The sequence below is a fragment of the Primorskyibacter aestuariivivens genome, from assembly GCF_028023675.1.
GTDB lineage: Bacteria > Pseudomonadota > Alphaproteobacteria > Rhodobacterales > Rhodobacteraceae > Marinovum > Marinovum aestuariivivens.
Map to the genome: position 1 here is coordinate 125964 of NZ_JAQIOZ010000004.1, position 25451 is coordinate 151414.

At 61.8% G+C, this 25451-nt stretch carries 23 protein-coding genes; 10 read left to right on the forward strand and 13 right to left on the reverse strand.

Annotated features, from left to right (window positions below):
• Nucleotides 1–17 precede the first annotated feature (17 nt).
• Nucleotides 18–1466 (reverse strand): FAD-linked oxidase C-terminal domain-containing protein, encoded by a 1449-nt coding sequence (locus tag PGB28_RS04535; RefSeq protein ID WP_271420301.1) that lies wholly within the window; start codon nucleotides 1464–1466, stop codon nucleotides 18–20.
• 139 nt (nucleotides 1467–1605) lie between these two features.
• Between PGB28_RS04535 and PGB28_RS04540 the strand changes: the two genes are divergently transcribed.
• Complete coding sequence (locus PGB28_RS04540) at nucleotides 1606–2304, forward strand: DUF599 domain-containing protein (protein WP_271420302.1); 699 nt, start codon at nucleotides 1606–1608, stop codon at nucleotides 2302–2304.
• Between the two features lie 24 nt (nucleotides 2305–2328).
• Nucleotides 2329–2715, forward strand: a complete 387-nt coding sequence (locus PGB28_RS04545; RefSeq protein ID WP_271420303.1) for a hypothetical protein — start codon at nucleotides 2329–2331, stop codon at nucleotides 2713–2715.
• Here the strand turns inward: PGB28_RS04545 and PGB28_RS04550 are convergent.
• The 4 genes from PGB28_RS04550 to PGB28_RS04565 are packed head-to-tail and all read right to left on the reverse strand — an operon-like array spanning nucleotide 2712 to nucleotide 9389.
• The gene (locus tag PGB28_RS04550) at nucleotides 2712–4751 is read right to left on the reverse strand and encodes a DUF7408 domain-containing protein (protein WP_271420304.1); all 2040 of its coding nucleotides are present in this window, start codon (nucleotides 4749–4751) and stop codon (nucleotides 2712–2714) included. The two genes, PGB28_RS04545 and PGB28_RS04550, sit on opposite strands and share 4 nt — an antisense overlap.
• Nucleotides 4748–7513: a DUF4159 domain-containing protein gene (locus PGB28_RS04555; protein ID WP_271420305.1), complete on the reverse strand. Its 2766-nt coding sequence runs from the start codon at nucleotides 7511–7513 to the stop codon at nucleotides 4748–4750. The genes PGB28_RS04550 and PGB28_RS04555 overlap by 4 nt, the downstream gene beginning before the upstream one ends.
• The gene (locus tag PGB28_RS04560; RefSeq protein ID WP_408636210.1) at nucleotides 7510–8385 is read right to left on the reverse strand and encodes a DUF58 domain-containing protein; all 876 of its coding nucleotides are present in this window, start codon (nucleotides 8383–8385) and stop codon (nucleotides 7510–7512) included. The genes PGB28_RS04555 and PGB28_RS04560 overlap by 4 nt, the downstream gene beginning before the upstream one ends.
• Nucleotides 8382–9389, reverse strand: coding sequence for an AAA family ATPase (locus PGB28_RS04565; protein ID WP_271420306.1), 1008 nt, complete (start codon nucleotides 9387–9389; stop codon nucleotides 8382–8384). Before PGB28_RS04565 ends, PGB28_RS04560 begins: the two co-directional genes overlap by 4 nt.
• A gap of 69 nt (nucleotides 9390–9458) precedes the next feature.
• Between PGB28_RS04565 and PGB28_RS04570 the strand changes: the two genes are divergently transcribed.
• A complete protein-coding gene (locus PGB28_RS04570; RefSeq protein ID WP_271420507.1) occupies nucleotides 9459–10049 on the forward strand; it encodes a DUF1285 domain-containing protein in 591 nt (196 codons plus the stop codon).
• Between the two features lie 3 nt (nucleotides 10050–10052).
• Here the strand turns inward: PGB28_RS04570 and PGB28_RS04575 are convergent, their stop codons facing one another.
• Both PGB28_RS04575 and trhO read right to left on the reverse strand, forming a co-directional pair.
• A complete protein-coding gene (locus tag PGB28_RS04575) occupies nucleotides 10053–10466 on the reverse strand; it encodes a universal stress protein (RefSeq protein WP_271420307.1) in 414 nt (137 codons plus the stop codon).
• A 132-nt stretch (nucleotides 10467–10598) separates the two neighbouring features.
• Entirely contained in the window at nucleotides 10599–11513 is a 915-nt protein-coding gene (gene trhO, locus PGB28_RS04580; protein WP_271420308.1) for an oxygen-dependent tRNA uridine(34) hydroxylase TrhO, read from the reverse strand.
• 95 nt (nucleotides 11514–11608) lie between these two features.
• On the opposite strand from trhO, the gene pncA reads away from it, so the two are divergent.
• The 4 genes from pncA to PGB28_RS04600 all read left to right on the forward strand — a co-directional run bounded on the left by pncA (nucleotide 11609) and on the right by PGB28_RS04600 (nucleotide 16881).
• Complete coding sequence (gene pncA, locus PGB28_RS04585; RefSeq protein WP_271420309.1) at nucleotides 11609–12205, forward strand: bifunctional nicotinamidase/pyrazinamidase; 597 nt, start codon at nucleotides 11609–11611, stop codon at nucleotides 12203–12205.
• A 63-nt stretch (nucleotides 12206–12268) separates the two neighbouring features.
• Nucleotides 12269–14536 carry a PAS domain-containing hybrid sensor histidine kinase/response regulator gene (locus PGB28_RS04590; protein WP_271420310.1) on the forward strand — a complete coding sequence of 756 codons (2268 nt, stop codon included), beginning with the start codon at nucleotides 12269–12271 and terminating at the stop codon, nucleotides 14534–14536.
• Nucleotides 14537–14596: 60 nt separating this feature from the next.
• Complete coding sequence (gene pncB / locus PGB28_RS04595; RefSeq protein ID WP_271420311.1) at nucleotides 14597–15886, forward strand: nicotinate phosphoribosyltransferase; 1290 nt, start codon at nucleotides 14597–14599, stop codon at nucleotides 15884–15886.
• Nucleotides 15887–15954: 68 nt separating this feature from the next.
• A complete protein-coding gene (locus PGB28_RS04600) occupies nucleotides 15955–16881 on the forward strand; it encodes a glycoside hydrolase family 18 protein (RefSeq protein WP_271420312.1) in 927 nt (308 codons plus the stop codon).
• A gap of 18 nt (nucleotides 16882–16899) precedes the next feature.
• On the opposite strand, the gene arfB is transcribed toward PGB28_RS04600, so the two are convergent.
• From arfB to PGB28_RS04630, 6 genes are all read right to left on the reverse strand, one after another.
• On the reverse strand, nucleotides 16900–17319 hold the full coding sequence (gene arfB, locus PGB28_RS04605) for an alternative ribosome rescue aminoacyl-tRNA hydrolase ArfB (protein ID WP_271420313.1): 420 nt from the start codon (nucleotides 17317–17319) through the stop codon (nucleotides 16900–16902).
• Between the two features lie 264 nt (nucleotides 17320–17583).
• A complete protein-coding gene (locus tag PGB28_RS04610) occupies nucleotides 17584–18234 on the reverse strand; it encodes a queuosine precursor transporter (RefSeq protein ID WP_271420314.1) in 651 nt (216 codons plus the stop codon).
• 65 nt (nucleotides 18235–18299) lie between these two features.
• A complete protein-coding gene (locus tag PGB28_RS04615; RefSeq protein WP_271420315.1) occupies nucleotides 18300–19238 on the reverse strand; it encodes an esterase-like activity of phytase family protein in 939 nt (312 codons plus the stop codon).
• Complete coding sequence (mepA, locus tag PGB28_RS04620) at nucleotides 19211–20158, reverse strand: penicillin-insensitive murein endopeptidase (protein WP_271420316.1); 948 nt, start codon at nucleotides 20156–20158, stop codon at nucleotides 19211–19213. Before mepA ends, PGB28_RS04615 begins: the two co-directional genes overlap by 28 nt.
• Nucleotides 20110–21489: an MFS transporter gene (locus PGB28_RS04625; RefSeq protein WP_271420317.1), complete on the reverse strand. Its 1380-nt coding sequence runs from the start codon at nucleotides 21487–21489 to the stop codon at nucleotides 20110–20112. Before PGB28_RS04625 ends, mepA begins: the two co-directional genes overlap by 49 nt.
• Nucleotides 21490–21573: 84 nt before the next feature.
• Nucleotides 21574–22113, reverse strand: coding sequence for an acyl-CoA thioesterase (locus tag PGB28_RS04630; RefSeq protein WP_271420318.1), 540 nt, complete (start codon nucleotides 22111–22113; stop codon nucleotides 21574–21576).
• A gap of 127 nt (nucleotides 22114–22240) precedes the next feature.
• Between PGB28_RS04630 and PGB28_RS04635 the strand changes: the two genes are divergently transcribed.
• From PGB28_RS04635 to yaaA, 3 genes are all read left to right on the forward strand, one after another.
• Entirely contained in the window at nucleotides 22241–22528 is a 288-nt protein-coding gene (locus tag PGB28_RS04635; protein WP_271420319.1) for a YggT family protein, read from the forward strand.
• 83 nt (nucleotides 22529–22611) lie between these two features.
• The gene (gene recQ / locus PGB28_RS04640) at nucleotides 22612–24657 is read left to right on the forward strand and encodes a DNA helicase RecQ (RefSeq protein WP_271420320.1); all 2046 of its coding nucleotides are present in this window, start codon (nucleotides 22612–22614) and stop codon (nucleotides 24655–24657) included.
• A gap of 27 nt (nucleotides 24658–24684) precedes the next feature.
• Nucleotides 24685–25449: a peroxide stress protein YaaA gene (gene yaaA, locus PGB28_RS04645; RefSeq protein WP_271420321.1), complete on the forward strand. Its 765-nt coding sequence runs from the start codon at nucleotides 24685–24687 to the stop codon at nucleotides 25447–25449.
• Nucleotides 25450–25451: the final 2 nt, after the last annotated feature.

Below are 25451 nucleotides of genomic sequence, written 5' to 3' on the forward strand. Positions count from 1 at the left end.
TTCGCTTGGGGTGGCGTTTATTCGGCGGCAACAGCCGTGGCGCGCCGTGTCTCGGACGCGTCCAGTGGGAACACCTTGGCCGGATTGAGCAGCCAGGCCGGGTCAAACACATCCTTGACCGCCATCTGCGCTTCCATATCGGCGGCCTCATATTGGTGCCACATCAGGTCGCGCTTCTCGATGCCCACGCCATGTTCCCCGGTCAGACAGCCACCCACCTCAACACAAAGCTTGAGAATATCGGCGCCAAAGGCCTCACATTTCTCAAGATCGCCGGGGGTGTTGGCATTGTAGAGGATCAGCGGATGCATGTTGCCGTCGCCCGCGTGGAATACATTGGCGACGCCAAGCCCGTAGTCTTTGGACATCTCGCTGATACGTTTCAACACATGCGGCAGGCTTGAGACCGGGATCGTGCCGTCCAGGCACATGTAATCGTTGATCTGGCCCATCGCGCCAAAAGCGGATTTGCGGCCCAGCCAGATGCGGCCCGCTTCATCGGCATCCTTGGCTTCGCGAAGTTCCAGTGGATCGTGGTTGCGCGCGATCTGCTTGATCAGGCCAAGCTGTTCGTCGATCTCCGCCTCAGAGCCTTCGACCTCGACAATCAAGAGCGCCTCGCAATCGGGATAGCCCGCTTTGGCGAAATCCTCGCAGGCGCGGATACAGGGGCGATCCATGAATTCGATGGCCACGGGCAGAACGCCTGCCTTGATGATGTCAGACACGCAGGCGCCCGCCACTTCGTTGCTGTCAAAGGCCATGAGCACGGGCCGCGCGCCTTCGGGTTTGGGAAGGATGCGCAGGGTGGCCTCCGTCACCACGCCAAGCTGGCCCTCCGAGCCACAGATCAGCCCCAGAAGGTCATAACCCGCCGCGTCCAGATGTGCGCCGCCAATCTCGACCACGGTGCCGTCCATCTCGACCATGGTCACGCCCAGGAGGTTGTTGGTGGTCACGCCGTATTTCAGGCAATGCGCGCCGCCCGAATTCATCGCGATATTGCCGGAAATCGCACAGGCAAGCTGACTGGAAGGGTCGGGCGCGTAAAAGAACCCGTCCTCTTCGACCGCGCCGGTCACGGACAGGTTGGTGCGGCCCGACTGCACGCGAATGACACGGTTGTCGTAATCTGTATCCAGCACCGCATTCATCCGCGCCACGCCTAGGATCACCGAATCCGCCGTGGGCAACGCGCCGCCCGCCAGCGAGGTGCCCGCGCCGCGCGGTACGACCGGTATGCCCAGATCGTGACAGATGCGCAGAATGTGCGACACCTCTTGGGTGGACGATGGCAACACCGCCGCCATGGGCGGGCAGCGATAGGCCGAGAGCGCATCGCATTCATAGGCGCGCAACTCCGCTTCGTGATGGATCACCGCGTCTTCGGGCAAGACCTCCCGCAACCGGGTGATCAGCGTTTCCTTCTTGGCAAGCCGCTCTGGGCGGGGGGCTGGCATTTCCATGGCGTCCTCCTAGATTGGTAAAAAAATATAACCAATTTCACGATGAAGCAAGGATCAATCCGTCGCAGAGCGACATCTGCCCCAAGCACCTGATATTCCGCCCCTTTCGCGTAGGGGCATTCCGCTCTAGGCTAAGCCAATGACATGGATGGACCGTCTCGGACTTTTTACACCGCTGGATTTCACGGCTGTCGCACTGCTGTTTTCGGGGTGGATTCTCATCGGTCTGCGCATCGAGATGCCGGGAAAACAGACCTCGGTTTCGGTGCTGATGGCGCAGTATCGCCGCGACTGGATGGAGCAGATGCTGACCCGCGATCCGCGGATATTTGATTCCCAGATCCTTGGCATCCTGCGGCAGGGCACGGCGTTTTTTGCGTCGGCCTGCATGATTGCCATTGGCGGTGCGCTGGCACTGATCGGCAATGCAGAGCGGCTGGCCGGTGTGGCCAATGACCTGACGCTAGAGGATGATCCGGCCTTTGTCTGGGAACTGAAGCTGGTGGTGATCGTGCTTCTGGTGGTGAATGCGTTTTTGAAATTCGTCTGGTCGCACCGGTTGTTTGGCTATTGCGCGGTGATCATGGCGGCTGTGCCGAACGATCCCGATGATCCCGCCGCGCGCCCCCGTGCGGTCAAGGCGGCGGAATTGAACATCACCGGCGCACGCAGTTATAACAGGGGATTACGATCAATTTACTTCGCAATGGCCGCGACGGCATGGCTTTTGGGGGCTGTGGCACTCATAATTGCGACGCTTCTTACACTGGCCGTTCTCTGGCGCCGCGAGTTTGCGTCGCGTTCCCGCGAAGCGCTGCTTGCACCCGAGACCGGCTGAACACTCATGAATTGGGGCCATGCCATGAAGACACCTGCTGCGCTTTGCATTCTGATGATGGCTACGGGCCTGTCTGCACCCGCTTGGGCGGACGCGCCGGAAATCGTCAAGGTCTCGGCCTCGAAACCGGGGATGGGCTGGCAGTTTGAGGTCACGCTGCGCCATCCCGATACCGGGTGGGACCATTTTGCGGATGGCTGGGAAGTTCTGGACGCTGAAGGTAACCGGCTGGGCTATCGCAAGCTGCATCACCCGCATGTGGACGAACAGCCTTTTACCCGGTCGCTGCGCCGCGTCATGGTGCCCGATGGCACGCGCAAGGTGATGATCCGCGCGCGCTGTTCCGAGCACGGCTGGGTCAGCAACACTGTTGAGGTCGAACTGTCCCCGGATGGGCGCGCCAGTTATTAACTGCGCCCCTCGCGCAGCCACGCGGCAACGATCAGGCCAGAGGCCAAAAGCAGCACAAGCCATCCCGGCAACAGCGGCACTTGCGTCACGTCACGCGTTTCAAACGCGCCGCGCGGCGTGATTCCGATCCAGCCGCGCCCGGCGGCAGGACGTCCTTCGCGTACCGCGCGAATTCTAGGAACGCCGTCTTCCAGTCGCAATGCACCGCCGCGACGGGTCTCGATCAGCGGCTCCAAAAGCGCCGCGCTGGCAATGGTTTGCTCGAATTCCTTCGGCGCGGCGGGGCCAAGCCCGATCACCGATTCCATGTCGCCATCGCGCAGCCGGTAAAGCCCGATCTCCGGCCCTTCGAACAGTGCCTCAAACCGGCCGGGGGTGACCTCTTCCAGCGGCAGTTCGGTTTCGGTCCCGTCGGGTCCGATCACAGTGACAGGGCCTGCATCATCCTCCAGTGTGCGGCGGATGATGCGCATGGTCTGGCCTGTGGCTTCGGCAAAAAGCGCCTCTTCCTCAAGCTCGGGTTCCTTCATCATCCAATGCGCAAGCCTGCGCAGCAGTTCCAGCTGCGGCCCGCCGCCTTCATATCCCCGGCTCCAGAGCCAGGCATGGTCAGAGGCCAGGAGCGCCACGCGCCCCTCGCCCACGCGGTCCAGCATCAGAAGCGGTTTGTCATCCACGCCGGACATCACCACTTCGCCGCGTTCGGGATCAACTTCGATCTGGCGCAGCCAGCGGCCCCAATCCTCAGGATTGCCAAGACCGGCGGTGACCGGGTGGCGTTCGCCGCGTTCGGTCACTTTCGGCGCGTAACCCTGTTCGATCACCCGGGCCGAGGGCGCAGCGGGTACAACCGGTGACAAGGGCGAGCGATAAAGCGAATCCGCGCTGGCGAAATCGGGACCAGCCGCGATCAGCACCGCGCCGCCGTCTTCGACATAGCGTGCCACGTTATCGAGATAGATGGCGGGCAGGATGCCGCGCCGCTTGTAGCGGTCAAAGATGATCAGGTCGAAATCGTCGATCTTTTCGAGGAACAGTTCCCGTGTGGGAAAAGCGATCAGCGACAATTCCCGCACCGGCACGCCGTCCTGTTTTTCCGGTGGACGCAGAATGGTGAAATGCACAAGGTCCACCGAGCTGTCGGATTTCAGCAGGTTGCGCCAGGTCCGCCCACCGGGATGCGGCTCGCCCGAGACCAGCAGCACGCGCAGCCGGTCGCGAACGCCGTTGATCTGGATCAGCGCGGTGTTGTTGCGGTCGGTCAGTTCGCCCTCAGCCGTTGGCACGATGAATTGCAGCACGTTGCGCCCGCCATGGGGCAGGGTCAGCGGCAGTTCGATGTCACGCCCGATGGGCACGGTGAATTGCTGTGGCTCTTCGCCATCGACTGAAACCAGAAGCGGTGTTTCCGTGGCACCCGGCGCGGCACCGCTATCCTCGATCCGCAGGGTCAGTGTGACGGGTTCGCCCAGAATGGCAAAAGCGGGGGCGTTGCTGACCACCAGCCGGCGGTCCCAATCCGTTTCGCGCCCGGTCATCAGCAGGTGCAGAGGGGCGGGCAGGTCTGGCGCGCGTTCGATGTCATGCAGCCGCCCATCGCTGAGCGCGATGATACCCGCGACGCGCGCGCGTGGCTCTTCGGCAAGAGCGGTGCCCAGCGCAGTCATGAGCTGCGTGCCGGTGTCGCCCTCTCCGTCGCCCACGGTAATGCGGCGCACCTCGGTATTGCCGCGCGCCAGCAGGGTTGTTTCGATTTCGTCCGCCGCATTTGCAGTGACCTCGGCGCGCTCCGCCAGTTTCTGCGACGCGCTGGTATCCTCCAAAAGCATCACGATATCGGTGAGCGGGGCGCGGTCCTCTTGCTGGAATGCCGGTTGCGCCAGCGCTGCGAGGATCACCAAGCCGCCCAAAAACCTGAGCGGCCAGCCACGAAGCCCGCGCCAGAGCGCAAGGCCAATGGCGGCGACCAGAATAGCCGCCACACCGGCCAGAACCGGCCATGGCAGCATGGGATCAAATACAACGCTTCCGGTCATTGGCCCAACCTGTCGAGCAGCGCAGGCACATGGACCTGATCGGATTTGTAATTGCCGGTGAGCACATGCATGATCAGGTTCACCCCGAACCGATAGGCCAGCTCGCGCTGCCGTTCACCTGCATAGCCGCGACCCACCGGGTAAAGCGGATTGCCGCGATCATCCATGGCCCAGGCCGCGGCCCAGTCATTGCCGCCGATGACCACGGGTGTGACCCCATCATTCAGATTACGGAATGGCATGCCCTCGATCCTTTCGGCATCCGGCGGCGCGGCCTCGACCCAGACATCGCGTCCCAGATGGCGGCCCGGGAAATCTTGCAACAGGTAGAAAGTCCGGGTGAGCACGTGATCCTCGGGCACCGGCTCCAGCGGCGGAATATCCAGCGGCGCGGCCAGCCGCTGCAGGCGGCGGCCATTGGGCGATGACGCGCCAAAGCCGGCAATATCGGCGTCGCGCGTGTCAAACAGGATCATCCCGCCAGAGCGCAGATAGGCGTTCAGCTTGGCATAGGCGGCGTCCGACGGGATCGGCTGATCCGGGTGCACGGGCCAGTAAAGGAACGGGAAAAACGCCAGTTCGTCACGCTCAAGGTCAACACCAACCGGTGCGGCGGGTTCCACGGAGGTACGGAAGAACAGCGTTTCGGACAACCCGTTCAGCCCGGCCTGCGCCATCTGGTCCAGATCGGGGTCACCGGTCAGCACATGGGCCAGCACCACCTCGGACGTGACGGCCAGTGCGAAATCGTCGCTGCCTTGTTCCTGAGCCTCCGCGAGTTGCGGCGAGAGCAACAGGGCAAACAGCACCGTCGCCGCCGTGCGCAGCGACCCGGTGAGCCGCCCTGACAGAGCCAGAGACGCGACCACATCGACCAAAAGCAGCACCGTGGCCAGCGCCAGAAGCACACCGGCAAGCGGGGTTTCGCGCGGTTGGCTCAACCCTTCGACGGGAATGCGATCCGGCCAGACTGCGGGTTCCAGCACCGTTTCAGCAGACACGGCGTTGCGGGCCAGTGTGCGCGCCTCGTTTTTGTAAAGCCCGGGCAGCAGCGAGGGTCCAAGCGGTTCGGTCACCAGATCTGGACCGCCCACGCCGGGCAGGTTCCCGGCCTCTTCCAACTGGCCAAAGGCGTTCATCACCTGCACGGGTTGCCATATGGTACCTTCCAGCGCTTCGGCGCTGGGCTGGCCCGCGGAACTGGACACCGCGAGCCGGTCCAGCATCTGCACGAAAAGGCCCGACAGCGGCAGCGTGGACCATTCCGCATTGGCGGTCACATGGACCAGCACGACCTGCCCCTGACCAATCGCTTTGCGGGTGACCAACGGCGTGCCATCGGCCAGTTGCGCAATGACCCGGTCGGCCAGCGTGGGATCGGGCTGCGCCATGACCTGCGCGGTGACACGCACGTCATCCGGCACATCCAGCCCGGCGAATGGCCCGTCCTCGGGGAAGGGGGCCAGTGATTTGGGTTCTCCCCAGCTCATCGCGCCGCCAACGCTGCGGCCACCGGCGCGCAGGCGCACGGGCATCAGCGGGTGTTCCTCGGACCGGCTCACGTCAGATGCGGCCAGTCGCGGACCGGCAAAGCGCAGCAGCACACCGCCCTTGTCCGCCCAGTCCAAGAGCGCTTGTTCCTCGGCTTCGGCCAGCGTGGCGACATCGGCAAGAACGATCACGTCTGGATTGGCGGGCAGGATATCGGTGAGCGCACCGCTGAGCAGTTCGGCATTCGGTTCAAGCGCTTTTTCGAGGTAATGCAGCGGCGACAGCAGTTCCAGCCCCTCGCGGTCCTCGCGCCCGGCGATCAAGGCCACCTCGCGACGCTGTAGGCTGTCGTCGGACAGGGAAATGGCACCAACGGATTTCTGCCCCTCGGCCTCAAACCGGGTGATGCGCGCGCGCAGTTCGGCGGGCAGGGACAGGGAAACCTGTGCTTCGGTCTCACCAGCGGCAAAAGAGGCCGTGGCGCGGGCCAGAATGGCGGCGGCCCCGGCGGGATCACGGCCATGGGCGGCGATGGACAGGTCCTGTGCGCCCAATGCCTCGGAACGCAGGGCCGTCAGTTGAATGGCACCGTCCTCATAGACCGGCGGAGCAAGACCAATCACCGGGCGTCCTGATTGAAGGACCCGCACCGTGCCGGACTGCTCCAGCCGCGCCAGCATGGCGTCACGCCCGTCATGGGCCAGACCATCGGAGAGCCAGAGCGTGTCGAAACTCTCGGTGCTCTCCAGTGCGGTCAGCGCACGATCAAAATCCGCTTGTCCCGGCAGCCATGCCGCTGGCTGCAGGCCCGGCAAACGGCTCCGCCACGTATCGGCGGTTTGGAAAACTGGCTCTTCGGCGTCCGTGACGCGCATCATGGCCACGCGCCGCCCATCGCTTTGTGCTTCTTGCAAGAGCGCGTCCAGTGCATTGCGCTGGGCGGTCCAGCTTGGCGCGCTGGCCCATCCCGCATCCATAAGGACCAACAGGGGACCAGTGCCGCGCTCGGCGTCATCACGCGGGTTCAGCACCGGACCGGCCAGCCCGATAATCAGCGCGGCCAGCGCCAGCATCCGCAGCAAAAGCAGCCACCACGGGGTGCGGTCGCTCACCTGTTCCTCGTCCTTCAGCCCGAGCAATAGGATCACGCCGGGGAAGAGCTTGCGCACCGGTGCGGGCGGCACGGCGCGCAGCAGAATCCACAGGATAGGCAGCGCGGCCAGCGCGGTCAAAAGCCAAGGGGAGAGGAAGCCAATGCCGAAAATCGTCATTTCGCCCCCTCCAGCGCCCGGTACATCCACAACAGCGCCGTTTGCGCCGCGTCCGTGGTGTGGTGCAGCTCATACTGCCAACCGGTCGATTGCGTCAGATGGCGCAGCCAGTCCTTGCGGTTTGCCAGCCGCTCAAGATAGCGGTCGCGCAGATCGCCCGCCTTGAGCGTGTCATGCTGCATGGAGCCGCCGATGCTCTGGAAAATCGTGCGGCCTTGAAACGGAAACGCCTCTTCCGACGGATCAAGCACCTGCACCAAGAGCCCGCGCACACCGCGATCCGCCGCCTTGGTCAACGCGGCCTCGATGGGCTCGGGATCGCCGAGAAAATCAGACAGGAACACTGCCCGTGCATGGGGCAGCATAAGCCGCGCTTCGGGCACGGCATAGTCGCTGTCATCATCGTTGGAAAAGGCTTGGGCCAGTTGCAAAAGCTGGTGTTCGCCGCGTTTCGGGGGCAAGGCACCGCCGGTCAGACCGACGCGTTCACCGCCGCGCAAGAGCAGGATCGACGCAGAGAGCGCCAAAAGCCGCGCGCGGTCGATTTTTTCCGGCGTGTTCTTGTCCGAGGAAAACCGCATCGAGGCGGCCTGATCGACCCAGAACATCACGCTTTGCGCGATCTGCCATTCCCGTTCGCGCACATATTGCCCATCGCTCTTGGCAGAGCGGCGCCAGTCGATGCTGCGCCGCCGGTCGCCGGGCTGGGCCGGGCGGTATTGCCAGAAATCATCGCCCATGCCTGCGCGCCGCCGCCCGTGTTCGCCCAAAAGCACCGTCCCGGCCAGATGTTCGGCACGGGCCAGCAAGGGCGGCAGGGTTGCGGCCTCCGCTTCGGAGCGGACGCGCAGTTGGGCGGGCTGGTGTATCACGCGGCGGCCTCGGCCCGGGTCAGGTCTGCGGCGGTCTCATCAATCAGCCTGGCCAGCGACATGCCGCGTGCGCGGGCCGCAAAGTTCAGCGCCATGCGATGGGTGAGCACCGGGCGCGCCATGTCGATCACGTCCTCGGCGCTGGGCGCAAGCCGCCCCTGAAGCATCGCGCGGGCACGCACCGTCATCATCAGCGCTTGTGCCGCGCGCGGACCGGGGCCCCAGGCCACGTTTTCGCGCACCACGTCGCTGGCCTCGGGCTCGTCTGGGCGGAAGGCGCGGACCAGATCAAGGATCATCTCGACCACGCTGTCGCCCACCGGCATGCGCCGCAGAAGCGTCTGCGCGTCGATCAGCTCCTGGGCTGTGAACACCTCGTGCGCGGCGTCTTCCTCGACCCCGGTGGTGGCCAGAAGGATATCGCGTTCGGTGTCGCGGTCCGGGTATTCGACGTCAATCTGCACAAGGAAACGGTCAAGCTGCGCTTCGGGCAGGGGATAGGTGCCTTCCTGTTCGATCGGGTTCTGCGTGGCCAGCACGTGAAACGGCGCATCCAGCTTGCGGTTTTCGCCCGCGACGGTGACCTGTTTCTCCTGCATCGCCTGCAACAGAGCCGATTGTGTCCGGGGGCTGGCGCGGTTGATCTCGTCCGCCATCAGCAGCTGGCAGAAAATCGGGCCTTCGATGAACTTGAAGGCGCGCGACCCGTCATCGGCGGTTTCCAGAACTTCGGAGCCAAGGATATCGGCGGGCATCAGGTCGGGGGTGAACTGAATCCGGTTGCCGTGCAGGCCCATGACGGTGCTGAGCGTTTCCACCAGACGTGTCTTGCCCAGTCCGGGCAGACCGATCAAAAGCGCATGACTGCCGCACAAGAGCGAGGCCAGCGTCAGGTCGACAACCCGTTCCTGACCGATGAACCGCTTGGTGATCGAGCTGCGCGCAAGGGCGAGCTTTTCTTCAAGCGCCTCGATATCCGCGACGAGGTTTTCGGTGTCGCTCATGAAAAAGCTCCCTTGCGAACTATGCCTATGAGTATGAGTGTATCGCTGAAACTGGAAATGGCAAAAGCAATGACCTCACAAAATCGCGTGACACCTTCGGCAGAGGGCATCGCCGCCGCGGCCAAGGCGGCCAGCAAGGGCAAGGGCCTGCCACCTGTGCACAAGTGGAATCCGCCCGATTGCGGTGATCTGGACATGCGGATTGCCCGGGACGGCACGTGGTTTTATCTGGGCACGCCCATTGGCCGCAAAGAGCTTGTCCGGCTGTTTTCCACCATCCTGCGCAAGGATGGCGACCGATATGTGTTGGTCACGCCGGTCGAAAAGGTCGGGATCACGGTGGATGACGCGCCGTTCGTGGCGGTGGATTTCGAGGCCCAGGGCGAAGGCCGGGACCAGGTTCTTACCTTCGAGACCAATGTTGGCGATTACACCACCGCGGGGCCGGACGCGCCGATCCGCGTGGAACGAGACCCGGAGACCGGCGAACCATCGCCCTATGTTTTGGTGCGGGCGAATCTTGACGCGCTGATCGACCGCAAGAGCTTTTACCGGCTTGTCGAGATTGGCGCGCATCACGATGTGGATGGCGAAAGCTGGTTCGGGCTGTGGTCCTCGGGTACGTTTTTCCCGATCATCCCGTCGGCAGACCTGCCCTGATCCTCAGGTCCGCACCACGTAGACCGAGCATTCTGCATGGGTGACCACATGGCTGGCGGTCGTGCCGAGAAGGTAATCCTGAACCTTGGGGTTGGCCGCCTCCATGACAACCAGATCAACCCCGCGCTCATCGGCCAGTTTGACGATCTGGCGATGCACGGCACCTTTGCGAACCACGGTTTCCACCTCGACGCCTTCGGCCGGGTGCGCTGCGAGGAACTTCTTCAACTCATCGCCCCAGTATTTGTCTGAATCATAGATATTCAGATTGCGCTCGATCTCGGGGGCGACCGTGGCCACGATCAGTTTGGCCCCGCGCCGCTGTGCCATTTCCACCGCTTCGGTATAGGCGTTGTATTCCACTTTGACGTGGCGAAGATTGACCGGGCATAGGATGAGTTTGGTGTCGCGTGCCATTTGAACCTGCCTTTCTGACTCCGCCCACCCTAGGACAAACGCCCCTTTGCCGCCAAGGGCAGGGGGCGTATCGGACCTGTTTTGATGGAACATCAGGTTTCGAGCGTTGTGCCGGAGCCTGAGTGCAAAAGGTTACACGCCGTATTCGCCGCCCAGATGCTTTTCGCCCCGTCTGCGGGCCAGCTCGATCTGTTTTTGCCGCTCGCTGAAACGCGCCTTGTCCGCGTCTGTGGTCTCATTGATGCAATGGTGGCAGGAGACCCCGTGTTCATATTCGTGACGCGCGCGATCCTCGGGCAGGATCGGACGGCGGCACGCGTGGCAGAGCAGGTGCGGCCCTTCCTTGAGCCCGTGGCCGACAGAGACCCGCCCGTCAAAGACGAAGCATTCACCCTGCCAGCTGCTGTCCTCGGCCGGGACCTCTTCGAGATATTTCAGAATGCCGCCCTTGAGGTGATAGACGTCCTCGACCCCCTGACCGATCAGGAAATTGGTGGATTTCTCACAGCGGATGCCACCGGTGCAGAACATGGCGATGCGCTTGTTATGAAAGCGGTCCTTGTTCTTTTCCCACCAGTCCGGGAAATCACGGAACGACGCGGTTTCCGGGTCCACGGCTCCCTCGAACGTGCCAATGGCCACTTCGTAATCGTTGCGCGTGTCGATCACCGCCACATCCGGGCTGCGGATAAGATCGTTCCAGTCGGCGGGGTCGACGTAGTGACCCACACTCGCGCGTGGGTCGACATCGGGCTGACCCATGGTCACGATCTCTTTCTTGAGTCGCACTTTCATCCGGGCAAAGGGCTGTTCGCTGGCGGTGCTTTCCTTGTGGTCCAGATCGGCACAGCCGGGCAGGGCGCGCACATGATCCAGCACCGCGTCAATCCCGCCGCGACCCCCGGCGATGGTGCCATTGATCCCCTCATGCGCCAAAAGCAGCGTGCCGGTCACCCCGTGCGACAGGCACAGCTCTTTGAGCGGTCCCTGAATGGCGGCGGGATCGTCGAAACGGGTGAAGTGATAGAGTGCAGCAACAATATACATGCGCGCGATGTAGGGCAGGGGCGGGGCGCTGTGCAAGGGGCAGGGTTGACGCGGGGCGCACCATTGCGAGAATGCGCCAAAACCGGAGAGGCCTCATGACCAAAGCGCTTATCGTCATCGACGTGCAAAATGATTTCTGCCCCGGCGGGGCGCTGGCGGTGACCGGCGGGGATGAGATTGTCGGGCCGGTCAACGCGCTCATGGCCGAATATGACGCTGTGGTGCTGACCCAGGACTGGCATCCGGCGGGGCATTCTTCGTTCGCGAGCCAGCATAGTGGCAAACTGCCCTTTGACGTGGTGGACATGCCCTACGGCTCCCAGATTCTCTGGCCGGATCACTGCGTTCAGGGATCGCCCGGCGCGCATTTTCATCCCGATCTGACCACGGATCGTGCCGATCTGATCATTCGCAAGGGGTTTCGCCCGGCGATCGACAGCTATTCAGCGTTTTTTGAGAATGACCACGAAACGCCCACCGGGCTGGAAGGCTACCTCAGGACGCGCGGGATCACATCGCTGGATATGGTGGGGCTGGCCACGGATTTCTGTGTCGCCTATTCGGCAGTGGACGCTGCAAAACTCGGGTTCGAAACACGGGTTCTGCAGGAGCATTGCCGGGCCATTGACCTTGACGGATCACTCGCGGCCTCGCGTGAGACCATGATCGCCGCAGGCGTGACGCTGGCCTGAACCTACCGAATCTTAACCGCTTGGGCGCTATCACCCTCTGCATGGACCGTTGCAGGCAGGTGAATGGCGCATCTTCTGGATACTGACAGCCAATTGGCAGAGTTCGAAGAACGTTCGCGACCACGCGGGCTTTTTCGGCGCTATGCCCGGGGCAGGATCGACTATTTCTGGAGACGCCAATGGCTGACCCTGACTGGGTCGGTTGCGCTGTCCGTGCTGGTTGATCCGTGGATCGGCCTGTTTGCGGTCTGTCTGGCCCTGTTGGGTGAAATGGTCGATTGCATCGCCCTGCGCCGGGCCTTGCGTCAGATGGACAGCGGCGAGCATTTCCAGAAGGCGTACGAACATACGGCGGTTACCGCCGGGTTTCAGGCCGCGACCATCGCGGCTTGTGTTGCTATGGCCTGGTTCGCGTCCCCCATGGGCGTGGCCAATTTCTTTTGTCTGGCCTATCTGACCGGGGCGGCGATGAATGCCGGTGTGGTCTTTCCCTTTCATCGGCGCGCGGCCTTTGCGCGGTTGTCGGTCTACGCGGCGGCGCTGGTTCTGATCCTTCTGGTGGATGTGTTCATCGTTCACGGGTTGTCTTTGCGTCATGGCTATGACCTTTTGGCGATATTCATGATGGCCTACATGGTCGGTATTTTTCTGCACTATGTGAATTCCGCCCAGATGCGCCATATCGCGACCTCGCGCGATTTGCTGCGGAGGCAACGCATGATCGAGATTGCCAACCAGGAAATGCATGATCAGCAGAAGGACCTGCGCAAACTGTCTCTTGTCGCGCGCCATGCGCTTGATTCCGTGGTGATTTCCCGGCCAGACAGGCGGATCGAATGGGTCAATGACGCGTTTTGCAGGTCGACCGGCTATGATCGGGACGAGGCCATCGGCAAAACGCCCGGCGAGCTGCTCAATTCCCCGCATACCGATCTTGGGAAAGTGGCCGAGCTTGAAGCCAATCTCAAAGCGGGAAAACCATTCCGGACAGAGATTCTCAACCGGCGCAAGGACGGGTCGGACATGTGGGTGGATACCACACTGGTCCCGCTTTTGACCGATCAGGGCGAGACCGAGCGCATCGTTGCCATCGAACGCGACATCACGCAGGCCAAGGCCCATGAACAGGAACTGGCCGATGCCCGCGTGGCCGCGGAAAGCAGTGAACGGGCCAAGTCCGAATTCCTGGCCACCATGAGCCATGAGATCCGCACGCCGATGAACGGGATCATCGGCATGTCGGAGCTTTTGAGCGAGACGCGCCTGGATCAGTCACAGCGGTTTTACACCGATACCATTCGTGGTTCGGCGGAGGCGTTGCTGAAGATCATCAATGATATTCTCGACCTGTCCAAACTTGATGCCGGCAAGCTGTCCATTGATCCGGTCGATTTCGCGCCTGGTCCTTGCATTCTGGATTGCATGGACCTCCTGCAGAAACAGGCAGACGAAAAATCGCTGTTGCTGGATGTGAGTTTCGAAACCTGTCTGCCCCAGCTCATGCATGGCGATGATGGCCGGTTGCGCCAGATTCTGATGAACCTTGTGGGCAACGCGTTGAAATTTACGGAGCATGGCAGCGTGTCGGTGCGTGTCCAACATGAGGAATATGACGATGGATACAGGCTTCAGCTTGCCGTTCGGGACACAGGAATCGGAATCGCGCCAGACAAGATCGAAACCATTTTCGACAATTTTTCGCAGGCGGACGCTGCGACAACGCGAAAATTCGGAGGGACCGGGCTGGGGCTGACTATTTCGCGCCTTCTGGCGCAGCAAATGGGCGGGGACATCACCGTGACATCTGAGCCGGGCGAGGGCTCGTGTTTCGAGCTACAGGTCAAACTGGGCAAGCCTGTCGGAACCCGCGTGCAGGTCCCGGTGACAGAGACTGCGACGGGCGGTCTCGACCAGCTTCGGGTGCTGCTGGCGGAAGACAACCGGACAAACCGGGTTCTGGTGCAGAAATTCCTCAAGGACAGCGGCGTCTGTCTTGACGTTGCGGAGAACGGTGAGATCGCGCTCAATATGGTCCTCAAAGCCGCGTTCGACGTCGTCTTGATGGACATGTCCATGCCGGTGATGGATGGGCTGGATGCGACGCGGGCCATTCGTGCCGCGGATATTGACCAACCCTGCATCATTGCGCTGACCGCCAACGCATTTGCCAGCGACCGCGAGGCCTGTCTTGCGGCAGGAATGGATGCGTTTCTGAGCAAACCGATCCGCCGCGCAGATCTGATTTCGGCGCTGTCACAGGCGGCTGTGGACCGGCCAACCCCAATGCCGGAGCATCCCGGCGCATCCCTGCGCCATGCAAATCCGCTTTGAAGCCCGGCCCCGCATCGCGTATCACCGGGAAATCCGCTGTTTACAGAAAGGCCGGGGCCCTTGGATATCGCAACCCGCGTGTGGAACCACAAATGGAAGATCGACCCCATCGTGCGGTCGCTCATCGACACGGATTTTTACAAGCTGTTGATGTGCCAATCGGTGTTCCGCAACAAGCCGGACACGCAGGTCACGTTTTCGCTGATCAACCGGACCAAGGCGATCCGGCTGGCCGAGCTGATCGACGAAGGCGAGCTGCGCGAACAGCTGGACCATATCCGCTCCCTGTCGCTGAGCCGCGGCGAAAGCACCTGGCTGCGCGGCAACACGTTTTACGGCAAACGCCAGATGTTCCGCCCGGATTTCATGGAGTGGTTCGAGAACCTGCAATTGCCGCCCTACCATCTGGAAAAGCGCGACGGGCAATATGAGCTGACGTTTGAGGGCAACTGGCCCGAAGTCATGCTGTGGGAAATCCCCGCGCTGGCCGTTCTGATGGAATTGCGCGGGCGCGCCGTGCTCAAGGAAATGGGCCGGTTCGAGCTTCAGGTGCTCTATGCCCGCGCCATGACAAAGCTCTGGGAAAAGGTCGAGCGTCTGCGCGCCGTGGAAAACCTGCGGATTGCGGATTTTGGCACAAGGCGGCGGCACTCTTTCCTCTGGCAGGATTGGTGCGTACAGGCGATGACCGAAGGGCTGGGCGAGAAATTCGTCGGTACCTCCAATTGCCTGATCGCCAAGAACCGCGATCTTGAGGCGATTGGCACCAATGCGCATGAACTGCCCATGGTCTACGCCGCACTGGCCGGGGATGACGCCGCGCTGGCCCGCGCGCCCTATGACGTTCTGGCCGACTGGCACGAAGAGCATGACGGCAATCTGCGCATCATCCTGCCCGATACCTATGGCACCAAGGGGTTCCTCGACCGTGCGCCGGATTGGCTGGCGGGATGGACCGGTATCCGCATCGACAGCGGCGATCCGGCCACCGGAGCCGAGATTGCCATCGACTGGTGGAAAAGCCGGGGCGAGGACCCGCGCGAGAAGCTGGTGATTTTCTCGGACGGGCTGGATGTGGAGTCGATCGAGGCGTTGCAAAAACAGTTTGCAGGCCGCGTGCGCGTGTCCTTCGGCTGGGGCACCAACCTGACCAATGATTTCCGGGGGCTTGTGCCGGATCGCGGGCTGAACGCCTTTTCACTGGTCTGCAAAGCGGTGAGCGCCAATGGCAGTCCCACGGTGAAACTGTCCGACAACCCGGAAAAAGCGATGGGGCCGAAGGACGAGATCGCACGCTACAAGCGGGTATTTGGAGTCGGTGAGCAGGAGCGGATTGAGGTTGTCGTGTGATTTCAATCACACCTATCTTGGGTGAGCAGGCGTAGGCTTTTTCGCGCAATGCGAGAAAGGAACGCTCAATGTCTGGTTCGACCCTGCCCACCATGTGCAACGCCTGGATTTTCTTGAACGAAGACGATCCGATGGGGCCAAACGGCTATGCGACAACGACCTATCCCGACCCGAATGGTGCATATCAACGGCTGATCGCGAAAGGTGTCTATGAGCATGTCGATATGCTGTTCATTTGCTTCGCCGCTCTTGTTCCGACATCGGACATGACGACGCCCAAAGGTGACGGAGAGGGTTTCACGATCCAGATGGGTGAGGCGACGCACCCGTCTCAGGACCAGTACAAGACGAATGGCTATCCGGTACGGTACTCAAATCAGAACTATCTGAATTGGGTGATCCGCGATGCGCGCGCCGCCAACCCCAACATCAAGATCCTGATGACCCTGCAATATGGTCGCGGCACGGACATCTCTTCGGTTTTCCTGCCAGAGGGGCGTACAGATCAGGAGAACGCCGAAGATTTTGCCGCCAACCTGCTCACCTATCTCAGGGCTTACGATCTGGATGGGTTCGACATCGATTGGGAATCCCCTTTGTCAGATGACACAACCACCGGTCAAATGGCGACGTATCTTGATGCCATTGGCACCTTGTTCGCGAAGCAGACCGACAAGAAATACTGGCTTACCATTTCTCCTGCCACTGCGGGCAATCTTGATGCTACTGCCATGAATGCGCATGTCGATTTTCTGAATCTCCAACTCTATTCAGGGTTCACTTTTGAATCAGACTTCACCGGGATTGGGATCGACAAAGAGCTGCTGGCTTACGGCGCCAAGTTTGAGTCGACAGTCCAAACGGCACAAAGCGCGTTTTCCGGCTACCAAAGCGGTGGCTACAAGATTGCTACAATGTGGCGACTGAACTCGGGCAATTTTGAGTACGAACAGGACAACCAGATCGCGTTGTATAATCTTGTACATGGAGCCTGAGAAACGCGTTGCAGCGTTTCAATCCTCCACCTTCCCCCTCAGCGCCTTGACCTCCCCCCGCTTCTTTTTGGCGTCCACGCGCTTGCGCTTTTGATTGGCTGAAACGCGGGTCGGGATGCGCCGCTTGGGCTTTTCACAGGCCTTGCGGATCATCTCGACCAGCCGCTCGCGGGCAATCTCGCGGTTGCGGGCCTGGGATCGCGTTTCATCCACCTGAAGGATCAGCGCGCCTTCCTTGGTCCATTTCCGCCCGGCGATCCGGCGCAGCCGGTGTTTGACCGCGTCGGGCAGGTTGGGCGAGCGTTCGGCTTCGAACCGCATTTCCACGGCGGTGGAGACCTTGTTCACGTTCTGCCCGCCGGGCCCGGAGGAGCGGATGAACTGCTCGGTCAGTTCCCAGTCTGCAAGGGTGATATGATCGTTCACGGTCAGCGGCATGGCCGCAATCTAATGCCTTGGCCCAGCAAAAGGAAAGAGCCGTCCCCCGGGTGGGAACGGCTCTTCGAGATTGTCAGGAGGTGGGGCCGGTAAGGCTCTCACCAATTTGGACTGCTCATCCTCCAAGGGCTGCCTCAGAGGGTTCCTCCCCAAACTGTTCCGACACCTTTCTCCAATACCTCTCTAGACACTGAAGCACCTCCTTTCGTTTGTTGACCCGTACCCGAATCATGGCACGGGTCCGACAAATCGCAAAAGGAAAAATTACGCCAAGGCGCGATTTTCACTCAGCCGCGCAACAATTGCCCGAAATGGAATCAGTGCGATCAGCGCAATCGACAGCTTCACCAGCCAATCAGCAAAGGCCAGCGTGACCCAGAGCGGGGCTTCGGGACCGGTCAGCATGAAGGGCACAGCTTCCCACGCCCAGTTGATCGCGGCGTCGGCATCGGGCCCAAAGAACGTGACCGAGGCCGAGAAGGCGATGGTAAAGAACAGCGCGGTGTCCAGCGCCGAGCCCACCAACGTGGAGACCAGCGGCGCGCGCCACCAGCGCCCTTCGCGGAAGCGGTTGAACACGGCAATGTCGGTCATCTGTGCCACGAGGAAGGCAAAGCCCGAGGCCACGGCAATGCGCAGTGGCACGGCGGCATAGGTATAGCCATCGCCCTGCAACATGATTTGCGAACCGATCAGCGAACAGGCCACGCCCGTCACGAACCCGGCGAACACCACTTTGCGCGCGGGACCGGCACCGTATACGCGGTTCATCACATCGGTGACAAGAAAGGCCAGCGGATAGGTAAACGCGCCCCATGTGAGGAGGCCGTCTAGAATAAGAAACTGAACAAGGATGTTCGAGGCCACGACAATGGCGGCCATGGCAAGAATGCCGGGAAGATGTGTGCGGTTCATGTTGTGATGCCCGTTTTAGCAAGGTTGCGGCGACTTGGCCCCCGGTGACCGGGAACGGGCGCGTCCTATAGAGACGGAGACGAGCGGTCAAGGGGGCGGCTGCGTGGTCTTGGGCTCGTGACGATGTATTCGACGAACTCGGTGCGCTGGAAAAAGCGGAAATTGTCGTCGGAAATCATGGTGAGCCGGATATGCCCGTCTTTGGTTTGCGTGACGGCTAGCCCTTCGAGATTGTCATGCGTTCCGGTCAGCGTTTCGAACAAAGTCGTTTCGTTCGAGAATCCATCGGCCAAAAGATCAAAGCGGCGCACGCGCGCGCGAAACCCGATGCCGTTGAATTCCCGTTCCAACAGATAGAACCGCCCGTCCGGCCCGAAATCCGCCCCGACCGCCAGAAATCCACCGCGGCGCGGGATGCTGAGCCGTTTGTCCCATGTGCTGTCGCGCAAGCGATAGACTGGGAAAGGACGGTTCAGGCGGCCGGACCGCTCGGGCAGCGTGTAAAGATGGCCATGTCGATCCACCGCCAGCGCTTCGAGCGAGGAATTGCCCTGTAGTGATTTGAAATCCGGATGTCGGGGCAGTTTTTTCGCGCGCTCCATCGTGGGATAGGCCCAAACGCGGTGGTTTCCTTCGTAAGATACGAAAATCCGCCCGTCTTTGCCCACCGCCAGCCCTTCGCTGTCCTTGCTGAATTTGCGGGTTTGGTTTTGCCCCTTGGGGTCACGCAGCGGTTTCAAAGCCTGGCTTTCAACACGCACAATGCGCCCATGTTCCCGGATCAGCCGCCCGGTGACATAGTGACCGCGGTCCGAGATGGCGGTGAAATCCATGCCATTTTCGGCCAGTTCAAGACCGGAAAAGCCGCCAAAATCCGGATCCGCCTGGCTCCAGGTGTAGCTCTGCAGATAACGGGCCTGATGATCCGGGGACGCGGCGATGCCCAGCCCCGACAGGAGCAAAAGCGCCGCGGCACTCAGGGCGACTGCAAGACGGCGGCGCATTGGCGGGGCAGATCGGCAAGAACGAGTTCACGGCGCGGTTTTGGCGGCGGTGCATTGGGATCGGGCGGCGGCGGGTTCAGGATACGGTCGACCCAGCCCTGCGCCTCGGCACAGCCATCGCCGGGACCGGGTGCGGCCTGATTGACGCAACCGGCGGCACCGGGTGGACAGGACAGACGCACATGGAAATGGTAGTGATGCCCCCACCAGGGCCGGATCTTGCGCAGGTAGGCGCGATTGCCTTTTTCATCCTTGCACATCTGCACCTTGGCACCGGGGAACACGAAAATCCGCGCCACACGCGGATCGCTGGCCGCGGCCTTGAGCACCTCGTGATGTTCGCGGGTCCATTGGTCATTGGTAAAGGCCCCCGCAGAGCGGCGCATGGAGATGGACGAGATATTCTCGCGCGCTTGCCGCGACAGGTTGAGGTTGGTCGCAGGCCGCATCCAGATATCGATATCCAGCCCGATCTGGTGGCTGCGATGCCCGGTCAGCATCGGGCCGCCGCGCGGCTGCGAAATATCCCCGATATAGAGCCCGTTCCAGCCTGGAAGGGACGCCACCTTGCGCGACAGATCCTGAATGTAGTCGATGGTGATGGGGTGGCCCCAGTTGCGGTTGCGGCTGAGCCGCATGGCTTGCCATGTGGGACCGGTTTCGGGCAGTTCCATACCGCCCGCCATGCAGCCCTTGGCATAGCCGCCATAGGGGGCGGGGGACTGATCCGAGGCACCGGCTTTGGCGCCGAACAGCTGCTTGGCCTGTTTTGTGGACAGGACACCCATGGAATCGCCAATCGTAGGCAGCGGCGCGCTGGCCAATGTGGCGCGTGTCTTGGGCGTCTCGCCCCCGCCACAGGCGGCCAGCGTCAGGACACAGGCGAGCGCGGCGAGATGTCTGATGGGGTTGCGGACCATGCTGCTTGGTCTCCCTCTGGTTTCACCCAGCGTAGCAAAAGAAGCCCGATCAGGAAAAGCACAATGAGCGGGGTTACGCCCATTTGCTGCGATCCTGTGAGCGCCGTCACAATCCCGATGGACAATGGCGCGAGGAACGAGGTCGCCTTGCCCGCCAGCGCATAGAGGCCAAAGGCTTCGGTCATGCGGGCGGGGTTGGCCTGACGGACCATCATTGTGCGGCTGGCGGACTGGATCACGCCGCCCGCAGCACCAATCACCGCGCCCATGATGTAAAAGGCGATATCGGGGACGGGCGAGCCTTCGGGGAGGGGGATGCCATAGATCGCGTTGGGTGAGATCAGCACGATCGAGATCGCCACAAAGGTCAGGAGCAGAATGCTGGTGGTGATCACTGGTTTGGGGCCAAAGCGCGCATCGGCCATACCGCCGAGCCAGGCGAATATTGCGCCCGAGATAATGGCGAGGATGCCGAAAATGCCCACATCCACGACCGTCCAGCCCAAAACGCCAGAGGCGTAGATGCCGCCGAATGTGTACATGCCATTCAGAGCGTCACGATAGAACATGGACGATCCGAGATAGGCAAAGAGCGACGGGGTGCGCGGCAGGCGCGCGATGGTGGTTTTCAATCCCTTCAGCGCGGCGCGCGTGGCACCTGCCGGGGCGCTGGCGGGTTTTGGATCACGCACCCAGAGGAAGAAGGGGATCATGAAGACGGCAAACCAGATCGCCGTCAGCGGCCCGACAAAGCGGGTGCCTTCGCGCATGTCCGGATCAAGGCCCAGTGCCGGGGCGAGGCCGATAAAGGTTTTCCCGGTCTCGGCGCTTTCGGCAAAAAACAGGAGCATGATGACCAGCGCCACCAACCCGCCGCAATAGCCAAAAGCCCAGCCATTGCCGGAGATGCGGCCAATCTCTTCCTTGGTCCCCAGATCCGGCAGCATGGAATTGGTGAAGATCGTGGCGAACTCCATCCCGATCATCCCGATGGCAAAAAAGAACAGCACAGTCACGATGTTGAAGCTGTCCGGTGCGGCAAACCACAGTGCGCCCGAGCCAATCACGTACAGCGCCGAGAATAGCCAGATATAGCGCATCCGGTGGCCCGAGGTGTCCGCCAGTGCGCCAAGGATGGGCGCGAGGATGGCAATGGCGATCCCCGCCGCCCCGATGCCAAAGCCCCAGGCCGCCTGCGCCGATGACCCGTCGCCGACCATTTCGCGCACATAGGGCGCAAAGATGAAGGTGATCAGCAATGTGTTGTAAGGCTGGCTGGCCCAGTCGAAAAAGAACCAGCCCCAGATGCGTTTGCGCCTGACAGTGTCCATATCACCCCCGTGTTTCCACGTGGTTAGACCCCGGCGCGGGCGTTCTGGCAAGTCTTTCGATAGGTGACGTCGATGTCTTGTGGCCTATGCGTCCTGCATGGGGGGCCAGGGGCGTTGCGCTTCGGCATCGGACCAGGCCCGCACCCAGTCGGGCATCGGATACTGACCGGGCTCTTGCCCCAGTTCGCGCATCACCTCTGCCGGTGGAACAATACCGCCCGGCCCGGTGACCGCAGTGCGATAGAGCGCATGCCCGGAGCAGTCGCCGCTTTTGTTCCACATGCTTTGTTCGATGTAGAAGAAACGATCATCATGGCAGATTGCCCGCGAGCGCATCTCGATCCGTTCAAAGGTGCGGATGCGGCGGCGGTAGCGCACCGATGATCCCGCCACGGTCAACCCCCAGCGCCGCCGTTTGAGAACGTCAACCAGACCGGTGCGCTGTGCCAGAGGGATACGGCCAAGGTCATACAGGGTCAGCGTGCGACCATTGTTCAACTCCATCCACATGTCGATGTCCCAGGGCCAGCACCTGTGATGGGAGACATGGGTCCCGGTCAGGTCCAGCTTGGGCGCGTTGCGGAATTTCCACAACTCCTTGAACATCCGGATAAAGGGGTACATCGGCGCTCTCCTTTGGCCCTTTTGTCGCGCTGCGGCGCGGCACGGGCAAGCCATGACCCTGCGGCACTTGTTCTTTGGTCTCGCGCGGCTTACCTGTTTTTCCGCCGGAACAAGGAGACAGGCCGCCATGTACGCGATTTACGGACCGATCAAGCTTATTCTCGACGTGGCGTTTTTCATCATGATCGCCCATATCATCATGAGCTGGTTGATCAATTTCAACGTGCTGAACCTGCGCCAGCAATTCGTGGCCCAGCTCTGGTACGGTCTGAACCGGCTGCTTGAACCGATCTACCGCCCGATCCGCAACATCCTGCCCGATACGCGCCCGCTGGACCTTGCGCCGCTGGTGGCCTTCATCATCCTCATTTCGCTGCGCGACTTCATCCTGCCGGAATTGTTCGGGCTGATCTGACGCCCTCGCGGGGCTTGTTCACCGATTCTCAATGTGGGATTGTTTCGATCAGAGCAGATTGAAACAAAACCTACAGGTTCCCCATGGAAAACGCCGCCACGCTTTTGCGGGACGTGTTCGGATTCGATGATTTCCGTCCCGGTCAGGGCGAGATCGTGGAAGCCGTGGTGCGCGATGAAAACGTGCTGGCCATCATGCCCACGGGTGGTGGGAAATCTCTGTGTTTTCAATTGCCTGCACTGATGCGCGAAGGGGTGACGGTGGTCATCTCGCCGCTGATCGCGTTGATGCGGGATCAGGTGCGCGGGCTGCGCGAGGCGGGGGTGTCCGCCGGGGCGCTGACCTCGGGCAATACGCCGGAAGAGAGTGACGCGATCTGGGCAGGGCTGGAGGCGGGGACGCTCAAGCTTTTGTATCTGGCACCCGAGCGGCTCGCCTCTGGTGGTACGCTGACCATGTTGCGGCGGATCGGGGTCAGCCTGATCGCCGTGGACGAGGCCCATTGTGTGAGCCAATGGGGCCATGATTTCCGGCCTGATTACCTGCGCATCGGTGAATTGCGCGGCGCGCTGGGCGTGCCTTTGGCTGCGTTCACCGCCACGGCAGATGCCGAAACCCAGGACGAGATTGTCACCCGGCTTTTCGGCGGCGAAGAGCCCGCGCGCTTCCTGCGCGGTTTTGACCGGCCCAACATCCATCTGGCGTTTCAGCCCAAGGACGGGCCGCGCCGCCAGATCCTTGATTTCGCCGATGCGCGCAGGGGCCAATGCGGCATTGTCTATTGCGGCACGCGCGCCAAGACCGAGACGCTGGCGCAAGCGCTGCGCGAGGCCGGGCATGAGGCGATCCATTATCATGGCGGTATGGAGGCCGAGGACCGCCGTATCGTAGAGGCGCGATTTGCGCGCGAGGATGGGCTGATCGTTGTGGCGACCGTGGCCTTTGGCATGGGCGTGGATAAACCGGACATCCGCTGGGTGGCGCATGCGGACCTGCCCAAAAGCATCGAGGCGTATTACCAGGAGATCGGCCGCGCCGGTCGCGATGGCGGCCCCGCTGAGACGCTGACGCTGTTCGGGGCCGACGATATCCGCCTGCGCCGCGCCCAGATCGACGAGGGGCTGGCCCCGCCCGAACGGCGCGTAGCGGATCACGGACGGCTCAACGCGCTGTTGGGTCTGGCCGAGGCGTTGGCCTGTCGGCGCGTGACCTTGCTGGGGTATTTCGGAGAGCGGACGGAGCCCTGCGGGCATTGCGACCTGTGCCAATCCCCGGTCGAGACCTTTGACGGGTCCGAGGCGGTGCGCAAAGCGCTTTCAGCCGCGCTGCGCACCGGCGAATGGTTTGGCGCGGGGCATCTCATTGACATTCTGATGGGCAATGAGACCGACAAGGTGCGCATGAAGGGCCATGACCAGTTGCCTACCTTTGGCGTCGGGCGCGAGTTTGACAAGCGCGGCTGGCAGGCGGTGTTCCGGCAGATGATGGGTCATGACCTTTTTCGTCCCGATCCCGACCGCCACGGCGCGCTGCGCATGACCGAAGCCGCCCGGCCCCTGTTGCGCGGTGAGGAAAGCATCACGCTGCGCAGGGACACGATCACCAGGGCACAGGCGCGGCGGCGCCCGGCGATCAAGGCGATGGTGAGCGACGAAGACGCGCCGCTGCTCTCTGCGCTGAAAGCCAAGCGCCGCGCCTTGGCCGAGGCGGCAAGCGTCCCGGCTTATATTATCTTCAGCGACCGCACGCTGATCGAGATGGCGGAAACACGGCCGCAATCTCTGGACGAAATGGCGCGGATCTCGGGTGTAGGGGCGAAAAAGCTGGAGCGCTACGGGGCAGAGTTTCTCGCTGTGATTACCGGCGAAGCCCACGAGATGCACCCGACCCGGCGCAAACTTGCCGGACGCGCGGCGGGTGATGTTTATGACCGGTTGCTGGAGGTACAGTCCGATCTGGCGCGCGGGCAATGCGGCACGGAAAAACCGCTGTCCTGTTCGGCTTCGCAATTGGCCAAGCTCGCTTCATCCCGGCCCAGCGTTCCGGAAGAGCTTGAACGGCTCTTGGGCGAGAAGCGCGCGGAACGATTTGGCGCGGCCTTTCTGGACGTTTTGCGCGAAGCGTCCTAAGTCACGTTCAACAGACGGAGGGTGGCGATGCTCGTGGTGATTTCCCCGGCCAAGCGGCTGGATTGGGACGCGGTGGATGTTGAAACAACCGAACCGGCGATGGCCGAGGACGCGATGCGTTTGGCCAAGACGGCGCGCAATCTCACGCTGGGCGATCTCAAGGGGTTGATGAACATCTCCGATGACCTGGCCAAACTGAACCGCGACCGGTTCAAGAACTTTTCCGAAGCGCCGGAAGATCCGCGCCCTGCCATGTTCGCCTTTGCGGGTGACACCTATCTGGGGCTGGAAGCGAAAACGCTGGACGAGGACGCGCTGCGCTATGCGCAGGATCATCTGCGCATCCTGTCAGGGCTGTATGGTGTGCTACGCCCGCTTGATGCGATCCAGCCTTACCGTCTGGAAATGGGCTCACGGTTGAAAACGCGGCGCGGCACAAACCTCTATCAATACTGGCGCGACCAGATTGCCAAGGCGCTGAACGCGCAGGCCGAGGCGATGGGGACCGATGTGCTCATCAATTGCGCCAGCCAGGAGTATTTTGGTGCCGTGGACCTCAAGGCGCTGAAACTCCGGGTTGTGACGCCGCAGTTTTACGACATGAAGGGCGGCAAGCCCAAGATCATCAGCTTTTTCGCCAAAAAGGCCCGCGGTGCGATGGCCCGCTATATCGTGCAGAACCGGTTGAGCGATCCGGAAGATATCAAGGGCTTTGACACGGGCGGATATGTTTATGAACCGGAATTGTCGGAGCCGGATAGACCGGCGTTCCTGCATGATGGCCAAGGCTGAAA

Excerpts from the sequence above, each read along its gene's own strand:
- PGB28_RS04535 (WP_271420301.1), bottom strand. The coding sequence starts at position 1,466 with ATGGAAATGCCAGCCCCCCGCCCAGAGCGGCTTGCCAAGAAGGAAACG.
- PGB28_RS04540 (WP_271420302.1), top strand. The coding sequence starts at position 1,606 with ATGACATGGATGGACCGTCTCGGACTTTTTACACCGCTGGATTTCACG.
- PGB28_RS04545 (WP_271420303.1), top strand. The coding sequence starts at position 2,329 with ATGAAGACACCTGCTGCGCTTTGCATTCTGATGATGGCTACGGGCCTG.
- PGB28_RS04550 (WP_271420304.1), bottom strand. The coding sequence starts at position 4,751 with ATGACCGGAAGCGTTGTATTTGATCCCATGCTGCCATGGCCGGTTCTG.
- PGB28_RS04555 (WP_271420305.1), bottom strand. The coding sequence starts at position 7,513 with ATGACGATTTTCGGCATTGGCTTCCTCTCCCCTTGGCTTTTGACCGCG.
- PGB28_RS04565 (WP_271420306.1), bottom strand. The coding sequence starts at position 9,389 with ATGAGCGACACCGAAAACCTCGTCGCGGATATCGAGGCGCTTGAAGAA.
- PGB28_RS04570 (WP_271420507.1), top strand. The coding sequence starts at position 9,459 with ATGACCTCACAAAATCGCGTGACACCTTCGGCAGAGGGCATCGCCGCC.
- PGB28_RS04575 (WP_271420307.1), bottom strand. The coding sequence starts at position 10,466 with ATGGCACGCGACACCAAACTCATCCTATGCCCGGTCAATCTTCGCCAC.
- trhO (WP_271420308.1), bottom strand. The coding sequence starts at position 11,513 with ATGTATATTGTTGCTGCACTCTATCACTTCACCCGTTTCGACGATCCC.
- pncA (WP_271420309.1), top strand. The coding sequence starts at position 11,609 with ATGACCAAAGCGCTTATCGTCATCGACGTGCAAAATGATTTCTGCCCC.
- PGB28_RS04590 (WP_271420310.1), top strand. The coding sequence starts at position 12,269 with ATGGCGCATCTTCTGGATACTGACAGCCAATTGGCAGAGTTCGAAGAA.
- PGB28_RS04600 (WP_271420312.1), top strand. The coding sequence starts at position 15,955 with ATGTCTGGTTCGACCCTGCCCACCATGTGCAACGCCTGGATTTTCTTG.
- arfB (WP_271420313.1), bottom strand. The coding sequence starts at position 17,319 with ATGCCGCTGACCGTGAACGATCATATCACCCTTGCAGACTGGGAACTG.
- PGB28_RS04610 (WP_271420314.1), bottom strand. The coding sequence starts at position 18,234 with ATGAACCGCACACATCTTCCCGGCATTCTTGCCATGGCCGCCATTGTC.
- PGB28_RS04615 (WP_271420315.1), bottom strand. The coding sequence starts at position 19,238 with ATGCGCCGCCGTCTTGCAGTCGCCCTGAGTGCCGCGGCGCTTTTGCTC.
- mepA (WP_271420316.1), bottom strand. The coding sequence starts at position 20,158 with ATGGTCCGCAACCCCATCAGACATCTCGCCGCGCTCGCCTGTGTCCTG.
- PGB28_RS04625 (WP_271420317.1), bottom strand. The coding sequence starts at position 21,489 with ATGGACACTGTCAGGCGCAAACGCATCTGGGGCTGGTTCTTTTTCGAC.
- PGB28_RS04630 (WP_271420318.1), bottom strand. The coding sequence starts at position 22,113 with ATGTACCCCTTTATCCGGATGTTCAAGGAGTTGTGGAAATTCCGCAAC.
- PGB28_RS04635 (WP_271420319.1), top strand. The coding sequence starts at position 22,241 with ATGTACGCGATTTACGGACCGATCAAGCTTATTCTCGACGTGGCGTTT.
- recQ (WP_271420320.1), top strand. The coding sequence starts at position 22,612 with ATGGAAAACGCCGCCACGCTTTTGCGGGACGTGTTCGGATTCGATGAT.
- yaaA (WP_271420321.1), top strand. The coding sequence starts at position 24,685 with ATGCTCGTGGTGATTTCCCCGGCCAAGCGGCTGGATTGGGACGCGGTG.